This window comes from Anabaena azotica SJ-1, assembly GCF_047275885.1.
In the GTDB taxonomy this organism is placed as follows: Bacteria; Cyanobacteriota; Cyanobacteriia; order Cyanobacteriales; family Nostocaceae; genus Trichormus_B; species Trichormus_B azotica_A.
In genome coordinates this window covers 1,422,291-1,444,367 of the sequence record NZ_CP178454.1, presented here as the reverse complement: position 1 = coordinate 1,444,367, position 22,077 = coordinate 1,422,291, and the positions used below count along the sequence as shown (strand labels likewise).

Below are 22,077 nucleotides of genomic sequence, written 5' to 3'. Positions count from 1 at the left end.
ATGAACAGGGGAATTTATATTATTGCTAATGACAAAGTAACAGATCAAGCGATCGCACTACTCAATAGTATCCGATTGCATGATGCTGATACCCCTATCGTCATGATTCCTTACGATGATAATTATCACAATATTGCAGATACTCTCAGTCACAATTATGGAGTGAAAGTCTATGAAGACTTAGATTTTATCGACCGTCTTTCCCAAAAATTATACGAAACTTTCGGAGGTCAGTTTTTCGCGCGTCCTAATCAATTTCGTAAACAAGCTTGCTGGTTTGGACCCTTTGATGAGTTTTTATATATTGACACTGATATTGTTGTCTTTGAAAAAATCATTGATAATCTTAACTATTTAAAAACCGCCGATTTCATTTGTTGTGATTATCAACATTTAGGAGGGATCAAAAACGTTTTTAGTCCCCAAGTTATAGAAGATAAAGTATTTACTGAAAATGAAGTTAAAGAAATATTTAACGGTGGTTTTTGGGGATCTAAGAAAAACTTAATTTCCGAAACAGAATTGTATGAAATCTTTACTGAATGTGCAGCGAACACAGAATATTTTGATTTTTCTGAAAAAACTTCAGATCAACCAATTATTAACTATATGTTATTAAAGCGAATTCCCCACCGTTTTAATATTGTGCGTCGAGAAGGTAAAGCACCAGGAAATTGGGCGGGAACTTCTCATTTTCAAACTCAAGGAAATGTCCTATTTGATCCAACAGTAAATCAACCTTTACAATATCTTCACTGGGCTGGTATTAGAATTCAACCAGGTTGTCCCTATTGGGAAACTTGGGAATATTATCGAAATCTGAATCCAGCCTTACCAACCGCAGCTATACCCGCACCTGTGCAGAAAAGTAAATGGCAGCAAACCTTAGATAATATGAAAAATCAATTACGCCAAATTAAACCCAAGTCGTAAGCATCATAGTGTAGATTTAGGAAGTTATCAAATAAAAAGCACTTCCTAAAATCTGCATCTTCACCTGTATCAATGGTGCTTAAGACCAAGAATCTAAATCGAGAGATTGCATTCCTCGACTGCTGACAAATTCCAGCAAACTTCCCAACTGTAACCAAACAAATAAACAAGTTAGTAAACTCAGCGGTAAACCCACACCTAAAGCTAGAGGAGAGGGAAAGCCAAATATTTCTAACCCAGAAGACATAAATAAACAAACACCTACAGTAATACCAATAAATGGTACTAACAATTGTTTTAAGGAGGAACTAGATTTTATAGGTTCTTTGTTAACACTTGGCCATTTCTGGACAATTACTTGCAAAGTGCCAGATAAGGCTAGACCAGAAGTTAATGCTGTGAGAAATCCCACCAAAAGTAAGATGTAAGGTGGTTGGAGAGGGTAATAGTACATGAAAAATCCTGATTGTTATTAAATTAATTTTTACTTGGTGATTGGTTATTAGTAAAGGAAATCAGAGAAGTAGCTTTTGGCAGAATAGCCGCTACACCTTCTCTAGATAACTCTGTCAAAATCCCGACCGCTACATCTAATAAGCGATTTGGTGGTAGGTCATCTTTGACTAAGTTCCAGAGTCGTTGTACTTCGTCGGTGTGCAAACGATCATCTTCAGTTAGGGCAAGCACCAACTGACGACGGAGAAATTTACCTTCTTCAGATAGTAGGAATTGTAATCCCATTTTCGCTGTCGGTAAAACATCAAAGTCCCCATCAGTGCGCGCGATGGAAATTAAATTCTCTAATCTCTGCCATTGGAATCTACCATCTTTAAATAACACATTGAGTAAGCGCCGTCTTAATGCCGGAGATTCTCCTGTTAACAACCGTCGTGCTATGTAGGGATAACCTATTTCTACGATTTTAAAATTGGGGTTGAGGCTAAGAGCAATACCTTCCTGTGTCACTAAGGAACGAATAATTAGGGCAAATTTGGCGGGAACTCGGAAGGGATATTCATACATCAATTCCGAAAATTCATCGGTGATGGTTTTGAAGTTAAAATCCTTGACGTTTTTACCGATCGCATTTCCCAATACAGCTTCTAATGCTGGAACAATGGGGGCAATATTGGTATCTGGAGCGAGAAAACCAAGTTTTACAAAGTCTTCGGCTAAGTCGGTGTAATCTTTGTTGACAAGATGTACTAAGGCATCTACCAATGTTTCTTTAGTAGTTTCTTCTAGCTGATCCATCATGCCAAAGTCGATGTAAGCCATGCGACCATCGGTAACGGCAAATAAATTACCTGGATGGGGGTCGGCATGGAAGAAGCCATGTTCTAACAGTTGTTGTAAACCAGAGGTGACTCCGATTTGGATGATTGTTTCGGGATCTAAACCTGCTTGGCGGATGCTTTGCGTGTCTGTAAGTTTAAAGCCGTTAATCCATTCTAGGGTTAAAACTCGGGTACTGGTATAACGCCAATAGATAGACGGAACTTTGACTTGGGGGTCGTCGCGGAAGTTGGTAGCAAATTTTTCTGCGTTACGACCTTCATTGATGTAATCAATTTCTTCAAATAGTTTTGTGCCAAATTCATCGACAATTAATGTCAAATCGTGGCCGAGGTTGAGGGGAAGCCAAGGAGTTAGCCAACTGGCAGCCCAACGCATTAAATACAGATCCCGTGTAATGACCGGACGCAGGTTTGGGCGTTGTACTTTGACTGCGACTTCTTCACCACTGATGAGACGACCTCGATATACTTGACCCAAACTAGCTGCTGCTACAGGTCTGGGTGATAGTTCGCTAAATATCTCGTCAATGGATCGTTCTAGTTCCGTTTCAATGATATGTTGCGCTAAATTATGGTCGAAGGGTGGTAACTGGTCTTGCAACTTCACCAGTTCTGCTAAAAAGTCTTTGCGGATCAAGTCAGGCCGGGTGGAGAGGGCTTGACCAACTTTGATGAAGGTGGGTCCAAGGTGGGTGAGCAGTTCTCGTAATTGGGTAGCTCGTTTTCCCTGATTCTGCTCAACTTGATTTTGCCATTCATCCCACTTGAGACTGAGTATAAAGCTTGCAAAAGAGAAGATTATTCTCAATAGTCTGCCCCAAGCTAACCAGGGACGGTAACGATAGTAACGAGCGATCGCGTCTGGATTATACTGCTGTAGTTGAGCAGGTTGATACTGACCCACGCCTTTATTTGCCTCTTCAACTGGGAACTTTACAATTTTGGTCGCTTGTTTTTTGAGCTACAAGCTGGTTGATATTCAAGATTTTTAGGTGGAGTAATGAGCTTCTTTCTGTTTTAGCTACAAGAAAGAATTACGCTTTACTTATTTCTAGATATTCTAGGTAATAAATAAGGCAAACTTAGCTGAACTTTACTGCCTAGAGTTCTTTATCTTTTTCTTAATTATACTTTATAAAAGTACAAAATCTTATCTCATTAGTGGACTATTTTATATTTTCTTAATATTTTGATTTTAGCATTATACCCTGCATTATCTTCTGCAATTACTTTTAATGTGGTAAATTTTAATACATAAAATTAATCTAATGAGAACCATAGCTAGTGGTAGTATCTAATTAGGTTATTTACAAGCTAGTACCGCAAGGCGGAAGTCAAAAGTAGTATGGAGTAAGCTTTTTAGCGATTGAGAATGGTATGTTTATTTACGCCAACCTGTAGTAGGTAATAATTGCTATATAGAGTATAAGAATTTTTATTCGCGAACAATATCATTTATGCTGAAGTTATTATGCTGTAATACTTCAAAATTAGAACATCTTGCATTCACACCTGGAAATCATAGACTAAGATGATACCAATTTGTTTATAATTTTACCTGGCAACTTATTCTATTTACCCATACAATTTTAAACTAGGTAAAGTTTGTAAGAACAGTGTCCTAACTTAATGAATCAGTTAACAGGTCAGGGTGTAAGAGCTATCACGAAATCTCCAATGGTAGATAGAATAAACGATATCGCTTGGCAAGCTCGCCAAGGTAGTGTTGCGGCAATTATTCAACTGTTGAACGAAAAACTAGTTATCTCTGGTGTCAGAACTAGAGCTATTTTCGCCGATGGTGTCTTACAACTTTTGTGTGAGGCGGCTACGGAAGAGCAACTGGATCAATCTACCTTGGTGCAAGAAATTCAGCAAATTCTTGATTCAACTGCACCCCGTAATATTCGCACGGTCAATATTAACTGTCGAATCGTCAGGGAAGAACAATTATTATGGTTGGAGGAAATTAATCGCGATCGCGCTAACCAATTACTGTGGTCACAGGAAATTACTCTCTCTCAGCCTGGTCTTGTCAAGCAATTAATTCAAGATTTAAAAACAGTTTATACTGAATACGGAAAACCAATTTTACCTAAATCCCAACCTTTACTAACTAACAAATATAAACAAAAAATTTCAGTTAAAAAAGTGTTAGTAGCAGCCACTGGGTTAGGCATACTTGTTGTATTTGTTGGTCAAGTTGATTCTCCTTTAGGAACAGCACTTAAGAATTTATTGCCTTTGGATGTTTCACCATCTTTGCAAACAACAAACAAAATTAAATCACCAGTATCATCTTCTAATGATCATAAAAGTTCTGCAAATCCATCAAATGATGCCTTTGCAGATGCTGTCAGACTAGCTAACCAAGCTACTGCTGCCGGTAAAGTTGCTATCACCTCAACTCAGTGGTGGGAATTAGCTGCTAGATGGCAACGGGCTTCTGATTTAATGAATCAAGTTCCTGCTGATCACAGCCGTTATCAAGAGGCGCAAATTAGAACTAAATTATACAAGGAATATAGTGAAGCAGCACAAAAAGAAGCAGAAAAAAGCAAATCAACTACTGCGGAAAATTAACAATTAAAAAATTTAGTGCATATCAAAGTCTTAGTAGAGACAATTGATAAAAATCTCTACTAAGTTTGTAATTTTAATTAAACACTCATTTCTAACATCCGTTGCATGGGACGGAGTGCTGCAACTCGAATTTCCTCTGACATAGTAATTTCGGGGGTACGATTTTTCATGGCTAAATACAGCTTTTCTAGAGTATTTAAACGCATGAATGGACATTCATTACAGTTACAGTTATTCTCCGGTGGAGCAGGAATAAAGTGTTTGTGAGGTGCAAGTTTTTGCATCTGGTGGATGATACCTGGCTCTGTAGCAACAATGAATTCTTGTGTAGGGCTTTTTTGACAATAATTGAGTAAGGCTGCTGTAGAACCGATATAGCTGGCGTGGCGTAGAACGCTGGTTTCACATTCTGGGTGGGCGATCGCCTCCGCTTCAGGATGTATGGTTTTTAACTGGATGATTTTCTTTTCGGAAAAGGTTTCATGAACTATGCAGCTACCTTGCCATAACAACATATCCCGTCCAGTTTGCTGGATTACATACCGTCCCAAATTTTTATCGGGGGCAAAAATGATGGGCTGTTCTTTGGGTATTTGCTGCACAATTTTGACCGCGTTGGAACTGGTGCAGATAATATCGCTCATGGCTTTAATTTCCGCAGAGCAGTTAATATAGGAAATTACCAGATGATCAGGATGTGCGGCTTTGAAAGCTGCAAATTCATCAGGAGGACAACTGTCTGCTAAAGAACAACCCGCGTTTAAATCTGGTAACAATACTAATTTGTCAGGGTTAAGAATCTTTGCGGTTTCGGCCATAAAGTGAACACCAGCAAATACAATAACATCGGCGTTAGTTTGGGCTGCTGCCTTTGCCAGTTGTAATGAATCGCCAATAAAGTCGGCGATATCTTGAATATCTGGGTCTTGATAATAATGCGCCAATATGACCGCGTTGAGTTCCTGCTTTAAATCCTCAATGGCGGTAAATAAATCTAGTGGTAGTGTACCTGGTTTTTGAGCAAGTGTAGTTGTAAACACAGTTAGAAGTTGCTTTTAGCTGTAAATAATGATTTGGTGAGTTGAAGAATCCGGGAGTTGTCGGATTTGCAGAAGTAGAGGTTTTGCAATAGCAAATCCCCACCAATATGAAAATTGCTTCCTGATTGGTAGCTAGAATTTAAGTTCTTCTAAGAACGTATAAAATTTTTAACTACGGAAGTCCTAAACTTCTGTATTCCTTGATTCAATTATAGTAGTTTTTACCAAAAATAAAAGAACATTTATGTTCGTAATTAATGTGCAAATTCAGCGGAGTTTCATATCCTGGAGATATATGGCTTTTTAAAGTGGCATGACCAGTCAAAAAACTCAATTAACTCTCAAAATTGCTGTAGTTGGCGATGTTCACGACCAATGGGAAGTAGAAGATGGTTTAGCACTCAAGCATTTGGGTGTTGATTTAGTGTTGTTTGTGGGAGATTTTGGGAATGAGTCGGTAGAGGTGGTGCGGGCGATCGCTTCTCTGGACATTCCGAAAGCTGCCGTAATGGGAAACCATGATGCTTGGTATACAGCCACTGAATGGGGAAGAAAAAAGTGTCCCTACGACAGAACGAAGGAAGACTGGGTACAAAAACAACTAGATTTATTAGGTGTTGCCCATGTTAGTTACAGCAAGTTAGATTTCCCAGAGTGGAATTTAACAGTGGTGGGAGGTCGTCCTTTTAGCTGGGGTGGCCACGAGTGGAGATTTGCGGATATCTGTGCAGAACGCTATGGTGTTTCCTGCTTGGAAGAGTCAGCCGAGAAAATCTTTCAGGTGGTGAAAAGTGCCGCCTGTGAGAATATTATCTTTTTGGGACATAATGGACCGAGTGGTTTAGGCGATCGCCCAGAAGACCCCTGTGGGAAAGATTGGCATCCTGTAGGTGGTGATTTCGGTGATCCAGACTTAGCCGAAGCCATTTCTTTATGTCTCAACACAGGAAAAACCATACCTTTAGTTACCTTTGGTCACATGCACCGCACCCTCCGTCATACTAAGAAGTTGCCAAGAAGGGCTGTGTTTAGAAGTCCAGAGGGGATAATCTACTTGAATGCAGCCAATGTACCGCGAATTATCGAAACAAATGGCGTAAAATTACGGAATTTTTCCCTAGTTTCCCTAGAAGGGAGTGTGGTGACAAAGGCTTCTGCTGTTTGGGTGAGTAATGACTTCCAGGTGGTATCAGAAGAAATTTTTTATAATTCTTCTACTCCAGTGGTGTCATCTGTGTAATTATAGGTTATGATGTTATCTGTCAGTTTTTGTGTTCAACATCCTGACAGGTAATTTGGAGAGGTGGCAGAGTGGTCGATTGCGCCTGACTTGAAATCAGGTGAAGTGAAAGCTTCCGGGAGTTCGAATCTCCCCCTCTCCGTTCAAAATTTTTAGCTCAAGCACAGGTGCAGAGTCTCAGAGAAGAGTAATGGTAAGCGTTCAGGGGGTATAAAGAATACGAAAAACAACCCCCAAAATCCAGCAATAAAATTAGGCAGCTTTCAACAAATCAGAATCATCAGCACAAATAATAGGGTTTGCAACCAAAGAAGGAGGGGGTGTACCACTACGAGATGTCGTAACGTTCATTTAATACTTGCCTATTACTCATAATCACTTCCAGAGTGATATTAATTAAATATCTCTAGTATAATAATGAATTTGCTATTTTTAAAATCAAGTTAGTTAACCAAAAGTTAAATTTAGTTTAAAAGTCAAGATATGAATTAACACATCTCCCAATTACCAACAATTATGGATGATTATTTAACTCAGTTAACAGCAAATTAAAATACCATCAAACTAATAGACATATCCGAGTTGTAGAGACATTCCATGCAATGTTTCTACAAGGGTCTTAAATCACGGACATTTAATTTTCCCCTGATGTTTAATAACGATCTAAACTCAAAATAAACCCAGGTAATATCTCTTCACCTAATAACTCAGTCGGCAAATTTCGTAATTCTACATTCTTTCCTAAACGATAAATTTCTACCTGTTGCTGTTGAGGATTGATCAACCATGCTAATTTTACCCCTGCATCCATATATTCTTGTATTTTAGAATGCAGATTTTCTAAATTATCCGTTGCTGATCTTAATTCAATCACAAAATCCGGTGCAATGGGAGGAAATTTGCGTCGTTCTTCCGGGGTTAATGCTTCCCAACGTTCTTTTTTAATCCAAGCAGCATCAGGAGAGCGATCAGCACCATTTGGTAATTTAAATATAGTCGAAGAACTAAAAGTATAACCCAATTTTGTTTGACGATTCCAAATACCTAAATCTATAATACATTCTGCCTCTCGATTTCCGCTTTCTCCCCCCACCGGTGGCATAATTATTAATTCTCCCTTTGCTGTGCGTTCAAATTTTAAATCGCTGTTTTTTTGACATAGTTGATAAAATTGTTCATCAGTGAGATCAACACTATTTAAGTTTAATGTCAAAGGAGTAATCACCATACAAATAACCCAGTGAGTTAGTTTTACAGGGGTTGTTATTTACAACCTAATTTCCTAGTTCCCATACTCTGTATGGGAACGAATTTTAAAGGCTCTGCTTTTTGTTTGAAACTGGAGTCAGAGACTCCTGATAGCATTCCCAGTCTCCAGACTGGGAACAAAATAAACAAGATAATATAAAAGGTCACTTTTAAATACTATCAGGATCTACACCCAACGCCCTCAATCTTTCTGCTAATAATTCAGCACGTTGTTCAGCATTTTCAGCGCGTTGTTTTTCCTGTGCTGCTCTTTCATCACCAGTCATCAAAACATGACCATCTTGATCACACCAACGCACCCAAGTATCATTTCTACCTTCAAATTCTCCAGTCCATAAAGTTAAACCTAAACCAATTTCTGCTAACCAATAGTCTGTTGTTTCTACATATCTTCTAGTTTTAAAAGTATATATTCTTAAAGCTTTTTCTCCTAATTGTTTTTGTGGATCATATACAATATAATAAGAAACTCGCATTTGTTCATAAATTTGCAGTTTTTTACCTAGTTCTTCACCTTTAGGACTTACGCAAGTGTCACACCAAACATCTATTTTATGGTGCGTCAGATATCAAATATCTGTTTATTTGCAGGATTTATGAAGTCTGACGCACCCTACTAATATGCCAGTTGCGTAAGTCCTGACCTTCTTGGTTAGAAACAATTTCAATGACAACCTCTGGTGATTTTCCAAATTTCCAAACTAGATAACAACGATTTTGTTTTTCCCACCAGTTTGGAGGAGTTTGGACATCAAAACTCACAAATACATCAGGAACTATAGCAGGTTCACCATAGGTATGATAAACACCAACATTGGCTTCAGCTAAAAAAACTTGGTTTTGTAAAGAACTGTAAAGAGAACCGACTAATAGACGTTGTTGTTTGGCAGATGCGAGATTATCCACAGGTGTATCATCTTCTGTAACTAAGAAGTTGGCATCTGGTACATCACAATTATCAATTTCATTGATTAAAAGTTGCTCAACCATAGTTTTATCAACTACTTGAGGAATGGAGTTTGTAATATTATATATTCTAACATAGTTAATAATTCTTAATTATTAATTTCTCGTTCCCATACTCTGTACGGAAATGAATTTTTAAAGGTTCTACCTTCTTTTTAAAGTGGAGTCAGAGACTCCTGATATCATTCCCAGTCTGGAGACTGGGAACGAGATATTTATGATGTTTTACTATAAACAAAAACGGGGACTCTTTTATATGCAGGTGTCCCACTTTTCGGGTCAATTTTCGCCTTAAATAACACATTTGCTTCAGGATAAAACATAAAAGCAACACCTTCACGAATTGCACCACAAATAATTTCTATATTATCTAATTCTCCCCCATTACCTTTGACTGTAACTCGTTGATGTTCCTGAAATCCTGCTTTTTTTAAATCCAAAATATTCATTAATATACAATGACGATGAGGTATATTTCTATATTTATCTTCACTGCGATAAACTACTGTATTATGTTGTCCATAACTGCGTCCTGTTCCTAATATGACTACAATTCCTGATTGATTTTCCTCAACTCCAAAATCTGATTTATTTGGTAAAAATAATTGCGGTAAAGGTGTAACCAACATCCGCGCTTTCCCATCAAATGTTGGAAATTTCGGTTCTTCTAAAATCCGCCCTTCAATGATAAATTCTTCTTTAGTTTTATCAATATCACCTATTTTTTCATAACCAGGAATGGTTTTAGCAATTAACTCCCTGACATAAACTGTATCTTGTAATTTACGCCAATTTATTGGGTTTTCACCATGTAAACGATGGGCAATTGCTGTAATTAATTCTATTTCTGAAATTAAATCAGAATTATGTGGTTGTAAATGACTTTTCCCTTCATCATTTAACCGGACAAAATTATTACCTGATTCTGTTGTGGTTTTATGGGGATTTTCAAAGCGATTAAATACAGGTAAAATTAAAGTTTGCGTTTTAGCTAATCCGTGAAAATGTCCTAAATTGGGCTTTGTAGATACATAAAATATGGTTTCTATTTGCGATAGGGCTTGTTTTGCTTGTTGTAAATCTGGGTTAGCTGCATACAAATTTCCCCCTAAACAAAATAGAGTATCTATCTTTCCTATTTCTGATGCTTCTATTAATTCACGGGTATGATAACCTGGTGTTTCACTGAGGGGTTTTCCTAATAGTTGGGATAGTGCTTGTTTGATTTCTTCGCGCAAGTTTACAGTCACACCCATTGAACCAAATCCTTGGACGTTGGAATGTCCACGAATTGGCATTGTTCCCGCACCAAGTTTACCTGCGTTGCCTGTAATTAAGGCTGTATTTGCTATACTTAAAATGTTATCAACTCCGTTTGCTTGTTGGGTTATACCCATTGCCCAAGCAAAAACTACTCTTTCTGATTTACCAATTAAATAAGCTGTGGCTGTGATTTCTTCTTGGGATAAACCGCAGGTTTTAATAATATTTTGCCAAGGTGTATTTTGGGCATAATTTATAATTTGTTGCCAGTCTTTTGTATATAATTTTAGGTATTCTATTTTAATTAAATTCTGTTCAATCAGGGATTTTTGTAAGCCTACAAATAACGCGACATCACTACCAGGAATTGGTTGCAGATATAAAGAAGATATATCTGAACCTCCTGTAAGTAATGATTTGATGGGAAATGCAGGAGATGCAAATTTAACTAAACCTATTTCTATTTGTGGGTTAATAATAATTATTTTACCGCCTCTTTCTCGCAATTTGATCAATTCGTTCATCAATCGCGGATGATTTGCTGGTGCGTTAGAACCTATTAAAACTACACAATCACTATGTTTTAGGCTCTCTAAACTTACCATTGATGTGCCTGAACCGAAAACTTTTTTTAACCCCACTGTTGAGGGTGCGTGACACAAATCTGAACAATCTGCTAAATTATTACTACCAAGCGATCGCATCAATAATTGTAGTAAATAGGCTGCTTCGTTGGATGAACGTCCAGAACTGTAACTAGCAATGCGTTCTGGTGCTAAACTAAAGGCTGATGTAGCGATTTGATAAACTTCTTCCCAGCTAATGCGTTGATAATGGGATGAACCTGATCTGAGTATGAGAGGATAACTAAGTCTACCTAAGCGATCGCACTCTTGAGAAGTCAGTTGTTGTAATTCACTAATGCTATGGTGCTGGAAAAAATCTTTTTTAATCCCTGGTTGTAATTCCGCTGCGATCGCCTCTACACTCTTAGCACAGCGTTGTAAATATTCTCCCGCTTCATTGACAAACCCCCCTTTTTGTCCACCCGTACCCCAAGCACAGGATAAACACGCACTTTTATGGTTTAAAGTTTGCCATAATTTTAACCCTTGTGGTGAGAGAGTTTGTTCTACCCAATACTGAATCACGGGTAAACCACCCCCAGCAGGGGAGTTAGACTTGCTTTCGGGTAAATTATCCATAGTTAGCCAAATATTCAGGCGCTTTACTAACTATAATAATGACGAAAAATTCAAAATCTCACACTTTGCGTTTTTACTTCTTTGCGGGAAACTAATCCTTTGTTTAATCAACAACGCCAAAAATTACTCTTCTACTACTTCCACTAAATCCTCAATCATCACATCCAAAGCGCGAGCCATCTTTAATATAGATGTAAAGTCTACCATAGCTAGTCCTGGCGCTCTTGCATAGGCTCTCACAGAACTATAAGCTACACCAGAACGGTCAGACACATCCTTCAGCGTCCAACCCTTCTCATCAGCAAATTCTCGAATTCTTAGCTTAATCAGCCCCATTGACTATTGACAAACGATTGAATTGTATCGTTTAATGTATTGTATCAGATAAAACGATCGCCTCCGGCCTTGGAAACTGAAAAGCGATCGCATTCAAAACACTTTGTTAACCAGAATTTTTTTTACCTGCGTTAACCAACGAAGCAAAAATCCACTCTAGTTACAGGTATTTTTATGGTATCATCTTTCCAGCCAAAAACAACACCTATTTGCTCATCAAAAATTGTTCACAAATCGTCAACGCTTCATCCACAAGCACGATTTGTCACAGAAAAAGCCGTTTGCGTAATGTTCCAAATCTGTGTTGAAAATATTTATACCGTGGAGTGCTGGCGATATGTGGTTTATGTCCACGGCAAAGGTTTAAGCAAATTCGTCAGTTATGCCGATTTTCCGCCAATTATCGCAGTAGGTACACCAACTAGCCAAGACTGTACCAAATGGCGTAAACGCTGGCGTAAACATCATAGTTATACCGAAAGAAAACACGCTCCCCATTGGTGGGCAGAGTTTTTTACTCTTCAGTTTAGTGCAGCTACTTCGGAGTCTGTATTACAAACTTGGTGGCAATTAATTACATTAATTAATTTTGCATTTTCTTCAGAAACATTGGATCAACTCAGAAGCAGCTACAACCAGAAAAAAACGATGTTATGGGTGTAAGAGGCAAAAGGCAAAAGATCTATTCTTCTTTCTCCCCTGCTCCCTTGCCCCTCTGCTCCCCATCTCTTTACTCTGCCGGTTTATTAGCCGCCCGATTAGCACGCGCTTCTGCTGAAGCCATTACTTCTGCCATATTTTCTACTACTTCACCAGGGAAGTTTTCCAAAACTCTGGTAGAAATAGCTACTCGACCTTTACCTTCATCTAAGTCGATAATGACGGCTTTAATTTGTTGGCCAATTTGAAAAACTTTTTCTAAAGACTCAATAAATTTTTGGCTGACTTGTTTGATGTGTAGTAAGGCGCTAACACCTTCTAAATCTACGAATACACCAAAAGGCTTAATACCTGTAACTTTTCCTTCTACCAATTGACCGACTTCTAATAAACTAAAGTTGCTGGAACGAGTTGCTAACCGTTGGGAGAGAATAAGTTTTTTGGTATTACGGTTGACTTCTAAAAAGCCAGCAGATAGGGTTTGACCTTTGAGTGCTTCTAGGTTATCACGTTCAGCAAGATGCGATCGCGGAATAAATCCTCTTAAAGAGAGAACTTCAACTGTAATCCCACCTTTATTTACACCCGTTACTCGTGCTTGTACAGTTTGGGAATTTTCCTGCATTTGGGTTAACTTATCCCATACGTGCTGAATTTCCAACTGTTTACGAGAAAGGGTTACTTGACCTTCAGCATCCTGATCCCGAATAATCAAAAATTCTAGTTCCTCATTCATCGGTAGCACATCCGATAAATTAGTTACTACTCTCAAAGAAGCCTCATCACGGGGAAGGAAAGCAGACGATTTGCCCCCAATATCAACATAAGCGCCGTCATGGTCAAGCTGAAACACTTTACCATGTACAACTTGTCCCTTTTGAAATTGGTAATCGTGTTTTTCCAGTGCTTTAGCAAAATCGTCCATTGAAAAAGACGAATTGGCTGTTTGAGAATTTTTTGATTCGGAATTCATGACTTTGAAGATAAATTGTTATTTGTTATTTGTCAGTCGTCAGTTATGAGTTTTTTCCTCAGCTACTGACTACAGACAGGTGAGATGGTCAGCGCAGTAGGCTAAACAGTAGTTGCACTTGCTCCCAAGCATCAGCAGCAGCTATAGGATTATAACTGGCACGACGGTCACAGAAAAACCCATGTTCAGATCCATCGTAGCGAAACACACGATGGGAAATGTGATATTTTTCTAATTCTTCTACAATCTGATCTACTTCTGTTTGGGGAATGCTGGCATCTTCTATTCCAAAGAAAGTATAGATAGTGCCTGGAATATCTTTTGTACGGGTAATAGTTGGTTCTCCACCTCCGGGGGTAGAAGTGGTAATTCTGGCACCATAAAAGGACGCGGTGACTTGAATATCAGGGAGTGTAGCCGCTAGGTATGCTACATGACCACCAAAACAAAAGCCAATACAGCCAAACTTGTCTGGTTTAACTTCTGGGAGGGTTTTGAGGTAATTAATAGCCGCTTGAATATCACTTAAGAGTTGCGGGGCTGTGGTTTGTGACCAGGCATAAGTTCTACCAACTTCCATAGATTCCCTGGTGTAACCTGTTTCAAATCCAGGGGCTTGACGTTGAAAAAGTGCCGGGGCGATCGCCACATATCCCAGTTTAGCAATCCGTTCTGTCACATCTCGAATATGAACGTTAACCCCAAAAATTTCCTGTAAGACCACAATTCCGGGATAAATACCTGTTTCTGTTGGTTTTGCTAGATAAGCCTCAATTTGGCAATCATCTTGGGGCAAATTAACTTTTGTAGTAACTATGGAGAGGTCTGTCATAATAATTGTTTACCAATCTTTTATGATTTGATATAAATATGCCAATATTTGCAGGATGTTTATCACTAAATTATCAACTAGCTAGATTGAAAACATTAGTAATATTACCCTCAGCCATTTAACCCATTAATAATACATTTAACAGGTAGCAATGCATCTGATTTAGTTGTAGCTACCAGCTATTAGGAGAATTGGTGATGATTCAATTCCGTATTCAGCCAGACAGTGAAATTCCCGCTTCCGCTCAATTATTCAATCAAATCCGATTTGCGATCGCATCCGGCCAGTATTCACCCGGATATAAATTACCCAGTACCAGGGCGTTAGCAATGCAAACCGGTTTACATCGCAATACCATTAGCAAAGTTTACCGCCAGTTGGAAGAAGAAGGATTTGTCGAAAGTCTAGCCGGTTCAGGAATTTATGTCCGTTCTCAAGGTCATGAGGGTGGAAGTAGGTTACAGTCCCCAATTCTCAAACAATATCCCGAAGCATATAAAATAGTTCAACAAACCTTAGATGACTTACTTGGTCAAGGTTGTTCTCTCAATCAAGCACGGGAACTATTTTTAGCGGAAGTTGACTGGCGCTTGCGTTGTAGTGCCAGAGTGCTTGTAGTAGCACCATCTCAAGACATCGGCGCTGGAGAATTGATGGCCGATGAGTTGGAAGAATCCCTACAAATTCCTGTCCAACTGGTAGCAATGGAAGAATTAGTAGCCGTACTCGACCAAACTACCTCAGCCACTGTAGTCACTAGTCGATATTTTATCGGAGAAGTAGAAGCGATCGCCGCCCCTAAAGCTGTGCGTGTCATTCCCCTAGATATTCACGACTACGCCAAAGAACTCAATGTAGTAAAAAGCCTACCCAAAGCCAGTTGTATTGGTATAGTTAGCCTCAGTCCTGGCATTCTCAGAGCTACAGAAGTCATCCTTCACGGATTACGCGGTGATGAACTATTAGTCATGACTTCCCAACCAAAGGATGCATATAAACTACACGCGATCGTTAAACGCTCAGAAATAATCTTTTGTACCGATCAAGTCAGTTATTTAAATGCACAAGCAACAATACAAACAGTTTTAGAAGACCTCATTCGTCCACCCAAACTAATTCGCTGTGAAAACTATATTGGTTCTCTATCAATTAATTTGCTCAAACGAGAACTGGGTTTAACTTAAATTAATCAGTTGGCAGGAGTTTTTTAATTTTTAATTCTTCCTGTCACCTGTCACCTAATTATAAATAATCAATATCTAACAACTGTTCAACAGTATAAGGACATTCTTCAGGAAAATCTACTTGAAACTTAGTTTTTACACACACATATTTTAAAGCTCTCTGATAAATATGATCTATTTCCTGATTTAGAAAAACTCGTAAATTACTTGTTAACCTGTCCTCCAGTTGATAACGAAAACCCAAAATTTCTGATTGCCAATGATGACCATTTATTTCTATTTCTTCTGTCCAATATTGCAGTAATAATAAATGTCTAATAACTTGTTCTAATAAACTTTTAACTGCATTTTTCTTTTCATTTCCCAAATCTTGCAACTCCTCAATTAAATTCTCTAAATCCAAATCATCAAACCGCCTTTGTTTTAATAACTCAATATTTGCTAACAACCATTCATAATCATCAATTCCATAGAGTTGTTGTAAATTAGTAGTAACTGTCATAAAATTACCTCCTAGTTACCGCTCTCTAAAATAACACACTTTCAATTATCAATTATTTATAAACTCTCGCACCTTTTCTAAGTACGTTTCTGGGTCTTCCAACATCGGAAAATGTGCAGTTTTAGGAATTACAGCAAACTCAACTTTGTCATTTAATGCTGCTGCTTTTCGTCCCATTTCTGCGGGAATAATAATGTCATATTCACCTGCCACCAGCAATGTTGGGACTGTTAATTTAGCAAATTCTGCGGGCATCAATTCCGATTGAGCCTTACTAACAGAAGTAAAAATTGTTCCTAATGCTGCATCATAATCAGCATCAATAAAATCCTGTAAAAAAGCTTGTCTCTCCGATTTGGGAATAGGACTATGGAGAAATCTAGCCATAAACATCTTGTCAGCTAAAGGTATTTTAGCTAACCACTTAGGACGAAATTTAACTACTAATCCACCGAATTTATAAAAAGCAGCAAAGGCTTTTTCGTCATATTCAAAAATGCCACTACAAGTTAAAATTCCCTTTTCTACTCGTTCGGGATAACGGTTAAAAAATAAAGTCGCAACGGAAGCGCCCATGGAATGAGCATTAATATAAACACGCTGAAGTTGCAACCCATCTAACAAAGCAGCTAAATCTTCAGCATATTCTGTTAATTCATAACTTAACTCAGCAATAGCTTCACCTTGTTCTTCAGTTGACTGTGACTCAACCACAGACTCACCAGCTTGGACAATGGTGGGTTTACCACCAGAGCGCCCAAAACCGCGCATATCATAGAGCAAGCAGTCGAATTTTGACAATAAAGCCTCAGCCGTACTGCGCCAATATCTGGATGAACCAGCCCAGCCATGAATAAAAACCATCACTGGCTTGACCACACTTGATGGTTGTTTCATCCATTCGTAATAATGCTCTACTCCGCGAACATTTATATAAGCCATTTTTCACAGTTAAAAATTAAAAAATCAAAAGTCAATAGCCAAGATGAAAGAACTCCTGACTCCTGACTCCTGACTCCTGACTCCCCAATTACGCTGATTCTGGTTTAGGTAGTGACGATGGATGTACTAGAAGTTCGGCAGTTGAACGTTTCTCCACCATTTCCTTGGTGACTGTGCAGCGAGTTACATCTTTACGAGATGGCAACTCATACATCACATCCAACATCAGTTCTTCCACAATACCCCGCAGCGCCCGCGCCCCAGTTTTGCGTCGATGAGCTTCTTGTGCGATCGCTCGCAAAGCTTCTGGTTTAAAATCTAACTGCACATTATCCATCTTCAGCAGTTTTTGGTATTGCTTCACCAAAGCACTGCGCGGTTGGGTAAGAATTGCCATTAGCGCCTCTTCATCCAAAGGATCTACCACCGCCACCATCGGCATCCGCCCTATAAATTCGGGAATCATACCAAATTTCACCAAATCATCAGGTTCAAGATGACGCAGGGTATCAGCGGCTCGTTTCTCTTTAGACTGACCTTCACCAGATTGGACAAAACCAATTGACTTTTTACCCACTCTCTGATCTACAACTTTTTCCAACCCGACAAAAGCGCCACCACAGATAAACAGGATGTTACTAGTATCAATCTGGATACAGTCTTGATAAGGGTGCTTACGTCCACCTTGGGGGGGAACATTTGCAGTAGTTCCTTCCAGCATTTTCAGCAGAGCTTGCTGTACACCTTCCCCAGAAACATCCCTCGTAATTGAAGTATTTTCACTCTTACGGGCAATTTTATCAATTTCATCAATGTAGATAATTCCCCGCTGTGCTTCCTCAACATCCAAATCTGCCACTTGCAAAAGTCGCAGCAAGATATTTTCCACATCTTCCCCCACATAGCCTGCTTCTGTCAGAGTTGTAGCATCAGCTACGGCAAAGGGTACATCCAGAATTTTAGCCAGAGTTTGCGCTAATAGGGTTTTACCGCAACCAGTCGGACCCATTAATAAAATATTAGACTTTTGTATTTCTACCGCATCATCGCCTCCACCCTTGCCATTACCTTTAGACTGGATTACAGCCAACCGCTTGTAGTGATTGTAAACAGCGACTGACAACACTTTTTTGGCTTCATCTTGACCAATAACGTGTTCGTCTAAATATTTTTTAATTTCTCTAGGCTTGGGTATTTGATTAAACGAGATATTCGCAGAGCGGGTACGGCGTTTTTGAGGTGGTTCTGACCGTGGTGCTGGTTGGGAGGCTGCACCATTCGTATCAAGCAACTCCTCATCTAAGATTTCATTACACAAGTCAACGCATTCATCGCAGATGTAGACTCCCGGACCCGCGATTAATTTACGCACCTGTTCCTGAGACTTGCCGCAAAACGAACATTTTAAATGGGAGTCGTACTTAGACATACCAAGCCTCTTATTTCAGAATGGTGACGTTTTCCCCTGCTGTGGGGAGATTTTGTCTAGAAATAACCTGATCAATCAAACCGTAGTTTTTTGCCTCTTCTGCCGACATAAAAAAGTCGCGTTCCGTATCTGCTTCGATTCTTTCCAATGGTTGACCAGTATGTTTGGCCATTAGCTGGTTTAAATTGCCCTTAATGTAAAGAATTTCTCGCGCTTGAATTTCAATATCAATTGCTTGTCCTTGAGCGCCACCAAGGGGTTGGTGAATCATTATCCGGGAGTCAGGTAGAGACATACGTTTTCCCGCTGTTCCAGCCGTTAACAAAAATGCCCCCATACTGGCAGCTAGTCCAAAACAGATGGTAACAACATCGGGACGTATTTGCTGAATTGTATCATAGATTGCCATTCCTGCGTAGACTGAGCCACCAGGAGAATTAATGTAAAGTTGAATATCCTTTTCTGAGTCTTCAGCGTCCAGAAATAGCAATTGCGCCACAATTGAGTTGGCTACATTATCATCTATTGGTGTTCCCAAAAAAATAATCCTCTCTCGCAGTAGGCGGGAGTAAATGTCAAAAGCCCTTTCTCCCATACCGGATTGTTCTACAACCATCGGTACTATGTTGTTAGGACTGCTGTAGTTACAGCTAATGCTGATGGGACTCAAGCTGCTGATTGGGTAATTTCCCGACTGCGATACAAGCATACAAGAATATTTAACAATAAGTTAAGTGGAACAGAGTTTGTAGCCGTTATGGCTGATTTTTGCAGAAGTTGAATTTGTATTTGAGCTATGTCTTAACCATTATGCCTTATTTAATTTGTTCCTGTTGAAGTTTGGGGGTATGGCTTACGCCACGCTGCGCTATCAGGAGGAATAAATTATTATTCCCCATTTTCCCCATCTTCCCCAATCTTCCCCATCTCCCCAATCTCCCCCACACACTATTCTGATGCTTCCTCAGTGCTTTGAGCTTCTGAATCAGTTTCTTCTGTAGTGCTGAGGGAACCTGCTGGTACTAGTTCCACAGATGAGTTTGCTAAAAGCCAATCAATAATTTTTTCGTTTTTTAGTTCCTTTTCCACCACTGTTTGCAGTCTTGCTTCGTCTATTTCTTCGTCAGCGTACTGTGCTAACAATTCATTGACTCTGGCTGTTATTTCTGCGGATGTAATTTGGATGGATTCGCGGTTGCCAATTTCTTGGAGGGCTAGGGAACGTTTAAGACGCTCTATTGCTTCTGGCTGCGATCGCTCCCGCAATTGAGGAATAATATCTTGAGTAAACAGCTTTCTCACGTCTAATCCTTGCTCTGACAGTTTCATTGCTGTTTGTGTGAGCATGGCATCAACTTCTTGGTCAATCAAGGTTGTGGGTAAATCTATCTCCACGTGCTTGATCAGTTCTGCTAACAAAGCTTCTTGCTTGTTGGCTTTGGTTTGATCTTGAGCTTCTTTTTGATATCGTTCTTCCAAAGATGCCCGCAATTCGGCCAAAGTCTCGAATTCACTCACTTCTTGAGCAAAATCGTCATTCAATTCCGGTAGTTCTTTTTCCTTGATCTCTTTGAGTGTCACGGTAAACAGCGCGGGTTTACCAGCTAATTCTTGGTTAGCATAAGGATCTGGAAACTGAGCCGGAATTTCTCTGGTTTCTCCAGGGTTCATTCCCACCATACCGGAGACAAAACCGGGGATAAACTTATCTTCTTGCAATTCAACTTGAAAATCAGTTGCTTCTCCACCAGGAATCGGTGTAGGTTCTGTTGATTCGTCTTCACCGGTAATTACACCTTTAAAATCAACTACGGCGATATCACCAATTTGGGCTGCTCGTCCTTCCACGGGAATCAAGGTGGCCATTTGTTGCCGTTCTTTGTCTAAAACGGTATCGACCTTTGTGGAATCGTAGTTGATTTCCTCTGCTTGCAGTTGAAAACCTGTGTACTGATTAATAATCACTTCTGGTTCTACATCGACAGCGGCTGAAAAAGTCAGGGCTTTCCCAGGTTCATAATTATTAATCAATTCATCAAAAGAGGAGCGTAATCGTGGTTGACCAATGGCTGAAATTGCTTCTTGTTTGACTGCTTTTTCAATGCCATCAGGGATTAGTTCTTCCAGGGCGGCTGCTTTGATGCGACCTACGCCCAGGCGCTGTAATAATATCTGCCGGGGTACTTTGCCTTTGCGAAACCCAGGAATATTTACAGTACCACTTAAATTTCTAATGACCTGTTCGTATTTTTGTTTGGTAATTTCTGGTGTAATCTCTATTTCTAGTCCAATTTGACTTTTCTCAAGTCTTTCCTGGGTAACTTTCATGCTTTGTCTCTGTTTTTTGGTGTTTTCATCTTGAGAGTACACACAAGAAGCGTATCGCTTGCGTTATTAACTTGATGTGCAACACAATAACTACACAAATAGTTCATAGTTTAGATAAACAACTAGAACATTTTGATGTTTGCTTCCTGCTTCTACCAGTTTATAAGGCTGGTGCTTATGCAACACAAAACTAATGCAAATGGCTCATATTTCTATCAATCGAGCGTTTTGCTGTTTGCTTCCTGCTTTTTACAAGCCCGAAAGGCGGGTTCTTGTTTACAGGCTTAAATTCCGCATCTGCTATACGTACTCTATAATATGGCTTACGCCAAGCTACGCTATCGGGGCATTTATTAAATTGACAGTAGGATTCAAATTACGATCTTGAACTTGTCCACAACCGCTCAATCAATTTTACCTTAATTCCGTATCCAGATTTTTTATACGTCAACATTCTCTACTACTCGCTGATAATGGCCTAATTTAAATGCGAGGACAGATTGAAGAACTTTTTAGCTGTCGAGTACGTCTTGCAGCTATGATCAAATCCAGGTCGGAAAAAGTTTCTCCTTCAGCAGATATCCAGTTTACTGCTAATAGAGAAGGAGTTAGCATTTTGCTGCAATATTTTTTGATCACAAGAGAGGCAAAAAACTCTTGAAGCTGGACAGAGTGCAGGGAAAGATAGTTTAATTAAGCATTAGAGGCAAATTTTTACTCAGATTGCTCACACTGTGATATCCTGTCAACATAGCTCAGTGTATTTTAATGATTTTGAGATATTCAGATCATATTATATCCTTGTGATTAACCAACCGAGTTGATCGTATAATAATGTATTAATGTCTGAAAAATATCCAAGTTGAATATGATATATTTTTCTCTAGCTTCGCAGTTTGGTATAAAGTAGTGTATGATTCAACAAAAAGAATGTTAAAGATTAGTTATTGCCAACAAAAATAACCAACAAAAATAAAATTATTATTACAAGTAAAAAAAGTAAAAAAACCATACTAACTACTTTGAAAATATACCAAATGGGAAAAATCTAATTAAGTATACATAACAAATTGGTTTGATTTCTGAATCTTGTC

At 39.0% G+C, this 22,077-nt stretch carries 18 protein-coding genes, 1 tRNA gene and 1 pseudogene; 6 read left to right on the top strand and 14 right to left on the bottom strand.

Annotation, left to right across the window (positions count from 1 at the left end; all coding sequences use genetic code 11):
• Entirely contained in the window at nt 1-933 is a 933-nt protein-coding gene (locus tag ACLLO5_RS06235) for an Npun_R2821/Npun_R2822 family protein (protein ID WP_413174616.1), read from the top strand.
• A gap of 79 nt (nt 934-1,012) precedes the next feature.
• Here the strand turns inward: ACLLO5_RS06235 and ACLLO5_RS06230 are convergent, their stop codons facing one another.
• Nucleotides 1,013-1,387: a hypothetical protein gene (locus ACLLO5_RS06230; RefSeq protein ID WP_413174615.1), complete on the bottom strand. Its 375-nt coding sequence runs from the start codon at nt 1,385-1,387 to the stop codon at nt 1,013-1,015.
• A gap of 23 nt (nt 1,388-1,410) precedes the next feature.
• On the bottom strand, nt 1,411-3,135 hold the full coding sequence (locus tag ACLLO5_RS06225; protein ID WP_413174614.1) for an ABC1 kinase family protein: 1,725 nt from the start codon (nt 3,133-3,135) through the stop codon (nt 1,411-1,413).
• 773 nt (nt 3,136-3,908) lie between these two features.
• Here ACLLO5_RS06225 and ACLLO5_RS06220 point away from each other — a divergent pair.
• Nucleotides 3,909-4,814 (top strand): hypothetical protein, encoded by a 906-nt coding sequence (locus ACLLO5_RS06220; RefSeq protein ID WP_413174613.1) that lies wholly within the window; start codon nt 3,909-3,911, stop codon nt 4,812-4,814.
• A 77-nt stretch (nt 4,815-4,891) separates the two neighbouring features.
• Here the strand turns inward: ACLLO5_RS06220 and nadA are convergent, their stop codons facing one another.
• On the bottom strand, nt 4,892-5,854 hold the full coding sequence (gene nadA, locus ACLLO5_RS06215) for a quinolinate synthase NadA (protein ID WP_413174612.1): 963 nt from the start codon (nt 5,852-5,854) through the stop codon (nt 4,892-4,894).
• Between the two features lie 313 nt (nt 5,855-6,167).
• Between nadA and ACLLO5_RS06210 the strand changes: the two genes are divergently transcribed.
• Nucleotides 6,168-7,094, top strand: a complete 927-nt coding sequence (locus ACLLO5_RS06210) for a TIGR04168 family protein (RefSeq protein ID WP_413174611.1) — start codon at nt 6,168-6,170, stop codon at nt 7,092-7,094.
• A 57-nt stretch (nt 7,095-7,151) separates the two neighbouring features.
• Nucleotides 7,152-7,236: transfer RNA gene (locus ACLLO5_RS06205), tRNA-Ser, on the top strand.
• Nucleotides 7,237-7,746: 510 nt separating this feature from the next.
• Here the strand turns inward: ACLLO5_RS06205 and ACLLO5_RS06200 are convergent.
• The 4 genes and pseudogenes from ACLLO5_RS06200 to ACLLO5_RS06185 form a co-directional block, all read right to left on the bottom strand.
• The gene (locus ACLLO5_RS06200; RefSeq protein ID WP_413174610.1) at nt 7,747-8,322 is read right to left on the bottom strand and encodes a Uma2 family endonuclease; all 576 of its coding nucleotides are present in this window, start codon (nt 8,320-8,322) and stop codon (nt 7,747-7,749) included.
• A 190-nt stretch (nt 8,323-8,512) separates the two neighbouring features.
• Nucleotides 8,513-9,353, bottom strand: a pseudogene (locus ACLLO5_RS06195) (Uma2 family endonuclease).
• 191 nt (nt 9,354-9,544) lie between these two features.
• Complete coding sequence (locus ACLLO5_RS06190; RefSeq protein ID WP_413174609.1) at nt 9,545-11,797, bottom strand: FdhF/YdeP family oxidoreductase; 2,253 nt, start codon at nt 11,795-11,797, stop codon at nt 9,545-9,547.
• 123 nt (nt 11,798-11,920) lie between these two features.
• On the bottom strand, nt 11,921-12,133 hold the full coding sequence (locus tag ACLLO5_RS06185) for a helix-turn-helix domain-containing protein (protein WP_190558436.1): 213 nt from the start codon (nt 12,131-12,133) through the stop codon (nt 11,921-11,923).
• Between the two features lie 174 nt (nt 12,134-12,307).
• Between ACLLO5_RS06185 and ACLLO5_RS06180 the strand changes: the two genes are divergently transcribed.
• Nucleotides 12,308-12,796: a hypothetical protein gene (locus tag ACLLO5_RS06180; protein WP_413174608.1), complete on the top strand. Its 489-nt coding sequence runs from the start codon at nt 12,308-12,310 to the stop codon at nt 12,794-12,796.
• Nucleotides 12,797-12,863: 67 nt separating this feature from the next.
• Here the strand turns inward: ACLLO5_RS06180 and ACLLO5_RS06175 are convergent, their stop codons facing one another.
• Nucleotides 12,864-13,766 (bottom strand): S1 RNA-binding domain-containing protein, encoded by a 903-nt coding sequence (locus ACLLO5_RS06175; RefSeq protein ID WP_413174607.1) that lies wholly within the window; start codon nt 13,764-13,766, stop codon nt 12,864-12,866.
• Nucleotides 13,767-13,854: 88 nt separating this feature from the next.
• Nucleotides 13,855-14,598: a dienelactone hydrolase family protein gene (locus tag ACLLO5_RS06170; RefSeq protein WP_413174606.1), complete on the bottom strand. Its 744-nt coding sequence runs from the start codon at nt 14,596-14,598 to the stop codon at nt 13,855-13,857.
• Nucleotides 14,599-14,795: 197 nt separating this feature from the next.
• On the opposite strand from ACLLO5_RS06170, the gene ACLLO5_RS06165 reads away from it, so the two are divergent.
• Nucleotides 14,796-15,782, top strand: coding sequence for a GntR family transcriptional regulator (locus ACLLO5_RS06165; protein WP_413174605.1), 987 nt, complete (start codon nt 14,796-14,798; stop codon nt 15,780-15,782).
• A 58-nt stretch (nt 15,783-15,840) separates the two neighbouring features.
• On the opposite strand, the gene ACLLO5_RS06160 is transcribed toward ACLLO5_RS06165, so the two are convergent.
• From ACLLO5_RS06160 to tig, 5 genes are all read right to left on the bottom strand, one after another.
• Nucleotides 15,841-16,284, bottom strand: a complete 444-nt coding sequence (locus ACLLO5_RS06160) for a DUF29 domain-containing protein (protein ID WP_413174604.1) — start codon at nt 16,282-16,284, stop codon at nt 15,841-15,843.
• Nucleotides 16,285-16,332: 48 nt separating this feature from the next.
• On the bottom strand, nt 16,333-17,226 hold the full coding sequence (locus ACLLO5_RS06155) for an alpha/beta fold hydrolase (RefSeq protein ID WP_413174603.1): 894 nt from the start codon (nt 17,224-17,226) through the stop codon (nt 16,333-16,335).
• Between the two features lie 88 nt (nt 17,227-17,314).
• Entirely contained in the window at nt 17,315-18,655 is a 1,341-nt protein-coding gene (clpX, locus tag ACLLO5_RS06150; protein ID WP_413174602.1) for an ATP-dependent protease ATP-binding subunit ClpX, read from the bottom strand.
• Nucleotides 18,656-18,665: 10 nt separating this feature from the next.
• On the bottom strand, nt 18,666-19,364 hold the full coding sequence (gene clpP / locus ACLLO5_RS06145; protein WP_413174601.1) for an ATP-dependent Clp endopeptidase proteolytic subunit ClpP: 699 nt from the start codon (nt 19,362-19,364) through the stop codon (nt 18,666-18,668).
• A 239-nt stretch (nt 19,365-19,603) separates the two neighbouring features.
• Entirely contained in the window at nt 19,604-20,983 is a 1,380-nt protein-coding gene (tig, locus tag ACLLO5_RS06140) for a trigger factor (RefSeq protein ID WP_413174600.1), read from the bottom strand.
• Nucleotides 20,984-22,077: the final 1,094 nt, after the last annotated feature.

Bases quoted from the DNA above. Each gene is read 5' to 3' on its own strand.
- ACLLO5_RS06230 (WP_413174615.1), bottom strand. From the start codon at position 1,387: ATGTACTATTACCCTCTCCAACCACCTTACATCTTACTTTTGGTGGGA.
- ACLLO5_RS06190 (WP_413174609.1), bottom strand. From the start codon at position 11,797: ATGGATAATTTACCCGAAAGCAAGTCTAACTCCCCTGCTGGGGGTGGT.
- ACLLO5_RS06170 (WP_413174606.1), bottom strand. From the start codon at position 14,598: ATGACAGACCTCTCCATAGTTACTACAAAAGTTAATTTGCCCCAAGAT.
- ACLLO5_RS06180 (WP_413174608.1), top strand. From the start codon at position 12,308: ATGGTATCATCTTTCCAGCCAAAAACAACACCTATTTGCTCATCAAAA.
- ACLLO5_RS06155 (WP_413174603.1), bottom strand. From the start codon at position 17,226: ATGGCTTATATAAATGTTCGCGGAGTAGAGCATTATTACGAATGGATG.
- ACLLO5_RS06185 (WP_190558436.1), bottom strand. From the start codon at position 12,133: ATGGGGCTGATTAAGCTAAGAATTCGAGAATTTGCTGATGAGAAGGGT.
- ACLLO5_RS06235 (WP_413174616.1), top strand. From the start codon at position 1: ATGAACAGGGGAATTTATATTATTGCTAATGACAAAGTAACAGATCAA.
- ACLLO5_RS06175 (WP_413174607.1), bottom strand. From the start codon at position 13,766: ATGAATTCCGAATCAAAAAATTCTCAAACAGCCAATTCGTCTTTTTCA.
- ACLLO5_RS06220 (WP_413174613.1), top strand. From the start codon at position 3,909: ATGGTAGATAGAATAAACGATATCGCTTGGCAAGCTCGCCAAGGTAGT.
- clpX (WP_413174602.1), bottom strand. From the start codon at position 18,655: ATGTCTAAGTACGACTCCCATTTAAAATGTTCGTTTTGCGGCAAGTCT.
- tig (WP_413174600.1), bottom strand. From the start codon at position 20,983: ATGAAAGTTACCCAGGAAAGACTTGAGAAAAGTCAAATTGGACTAGAA.
- ACLLO5_RS06165 (WP_413174605.1), top strand. From the start codon at position 14,796: ATGATTCAATTCCGTATTCAGCCAGACAGTGAAATTCCCGCTTCCGCT.
- ACLLO5_RS06200 (WP_413174610.1), bottom strand. From the start codon at position 8,322: ATGGTGATTACTCCTTTGACATTAAACTTAAATAGTGTTGATCTCACT.
- clpP (WP_413174601.1), bottom strand. From the start codon at position 19,364: ATGCTTGTATCGCAGTCGGGAAATTACCCAATCAGCAGCTTGAGTCCC.
- ACLLO5_RS06210 (WP_413174611.1), top strand. From the start codon at position 6,168: ATGACCAGTCAAAAAACTCAATTAACTCTCAAAATTGCTGTAGTTGGC.
- ACLLO5_RS06160 (WP_413174604.1), bottom strand. From the start codon at position 16,284: ATGACAGTTACTACTAATTTACAACAACTCTATGGAATTGATGATTAT.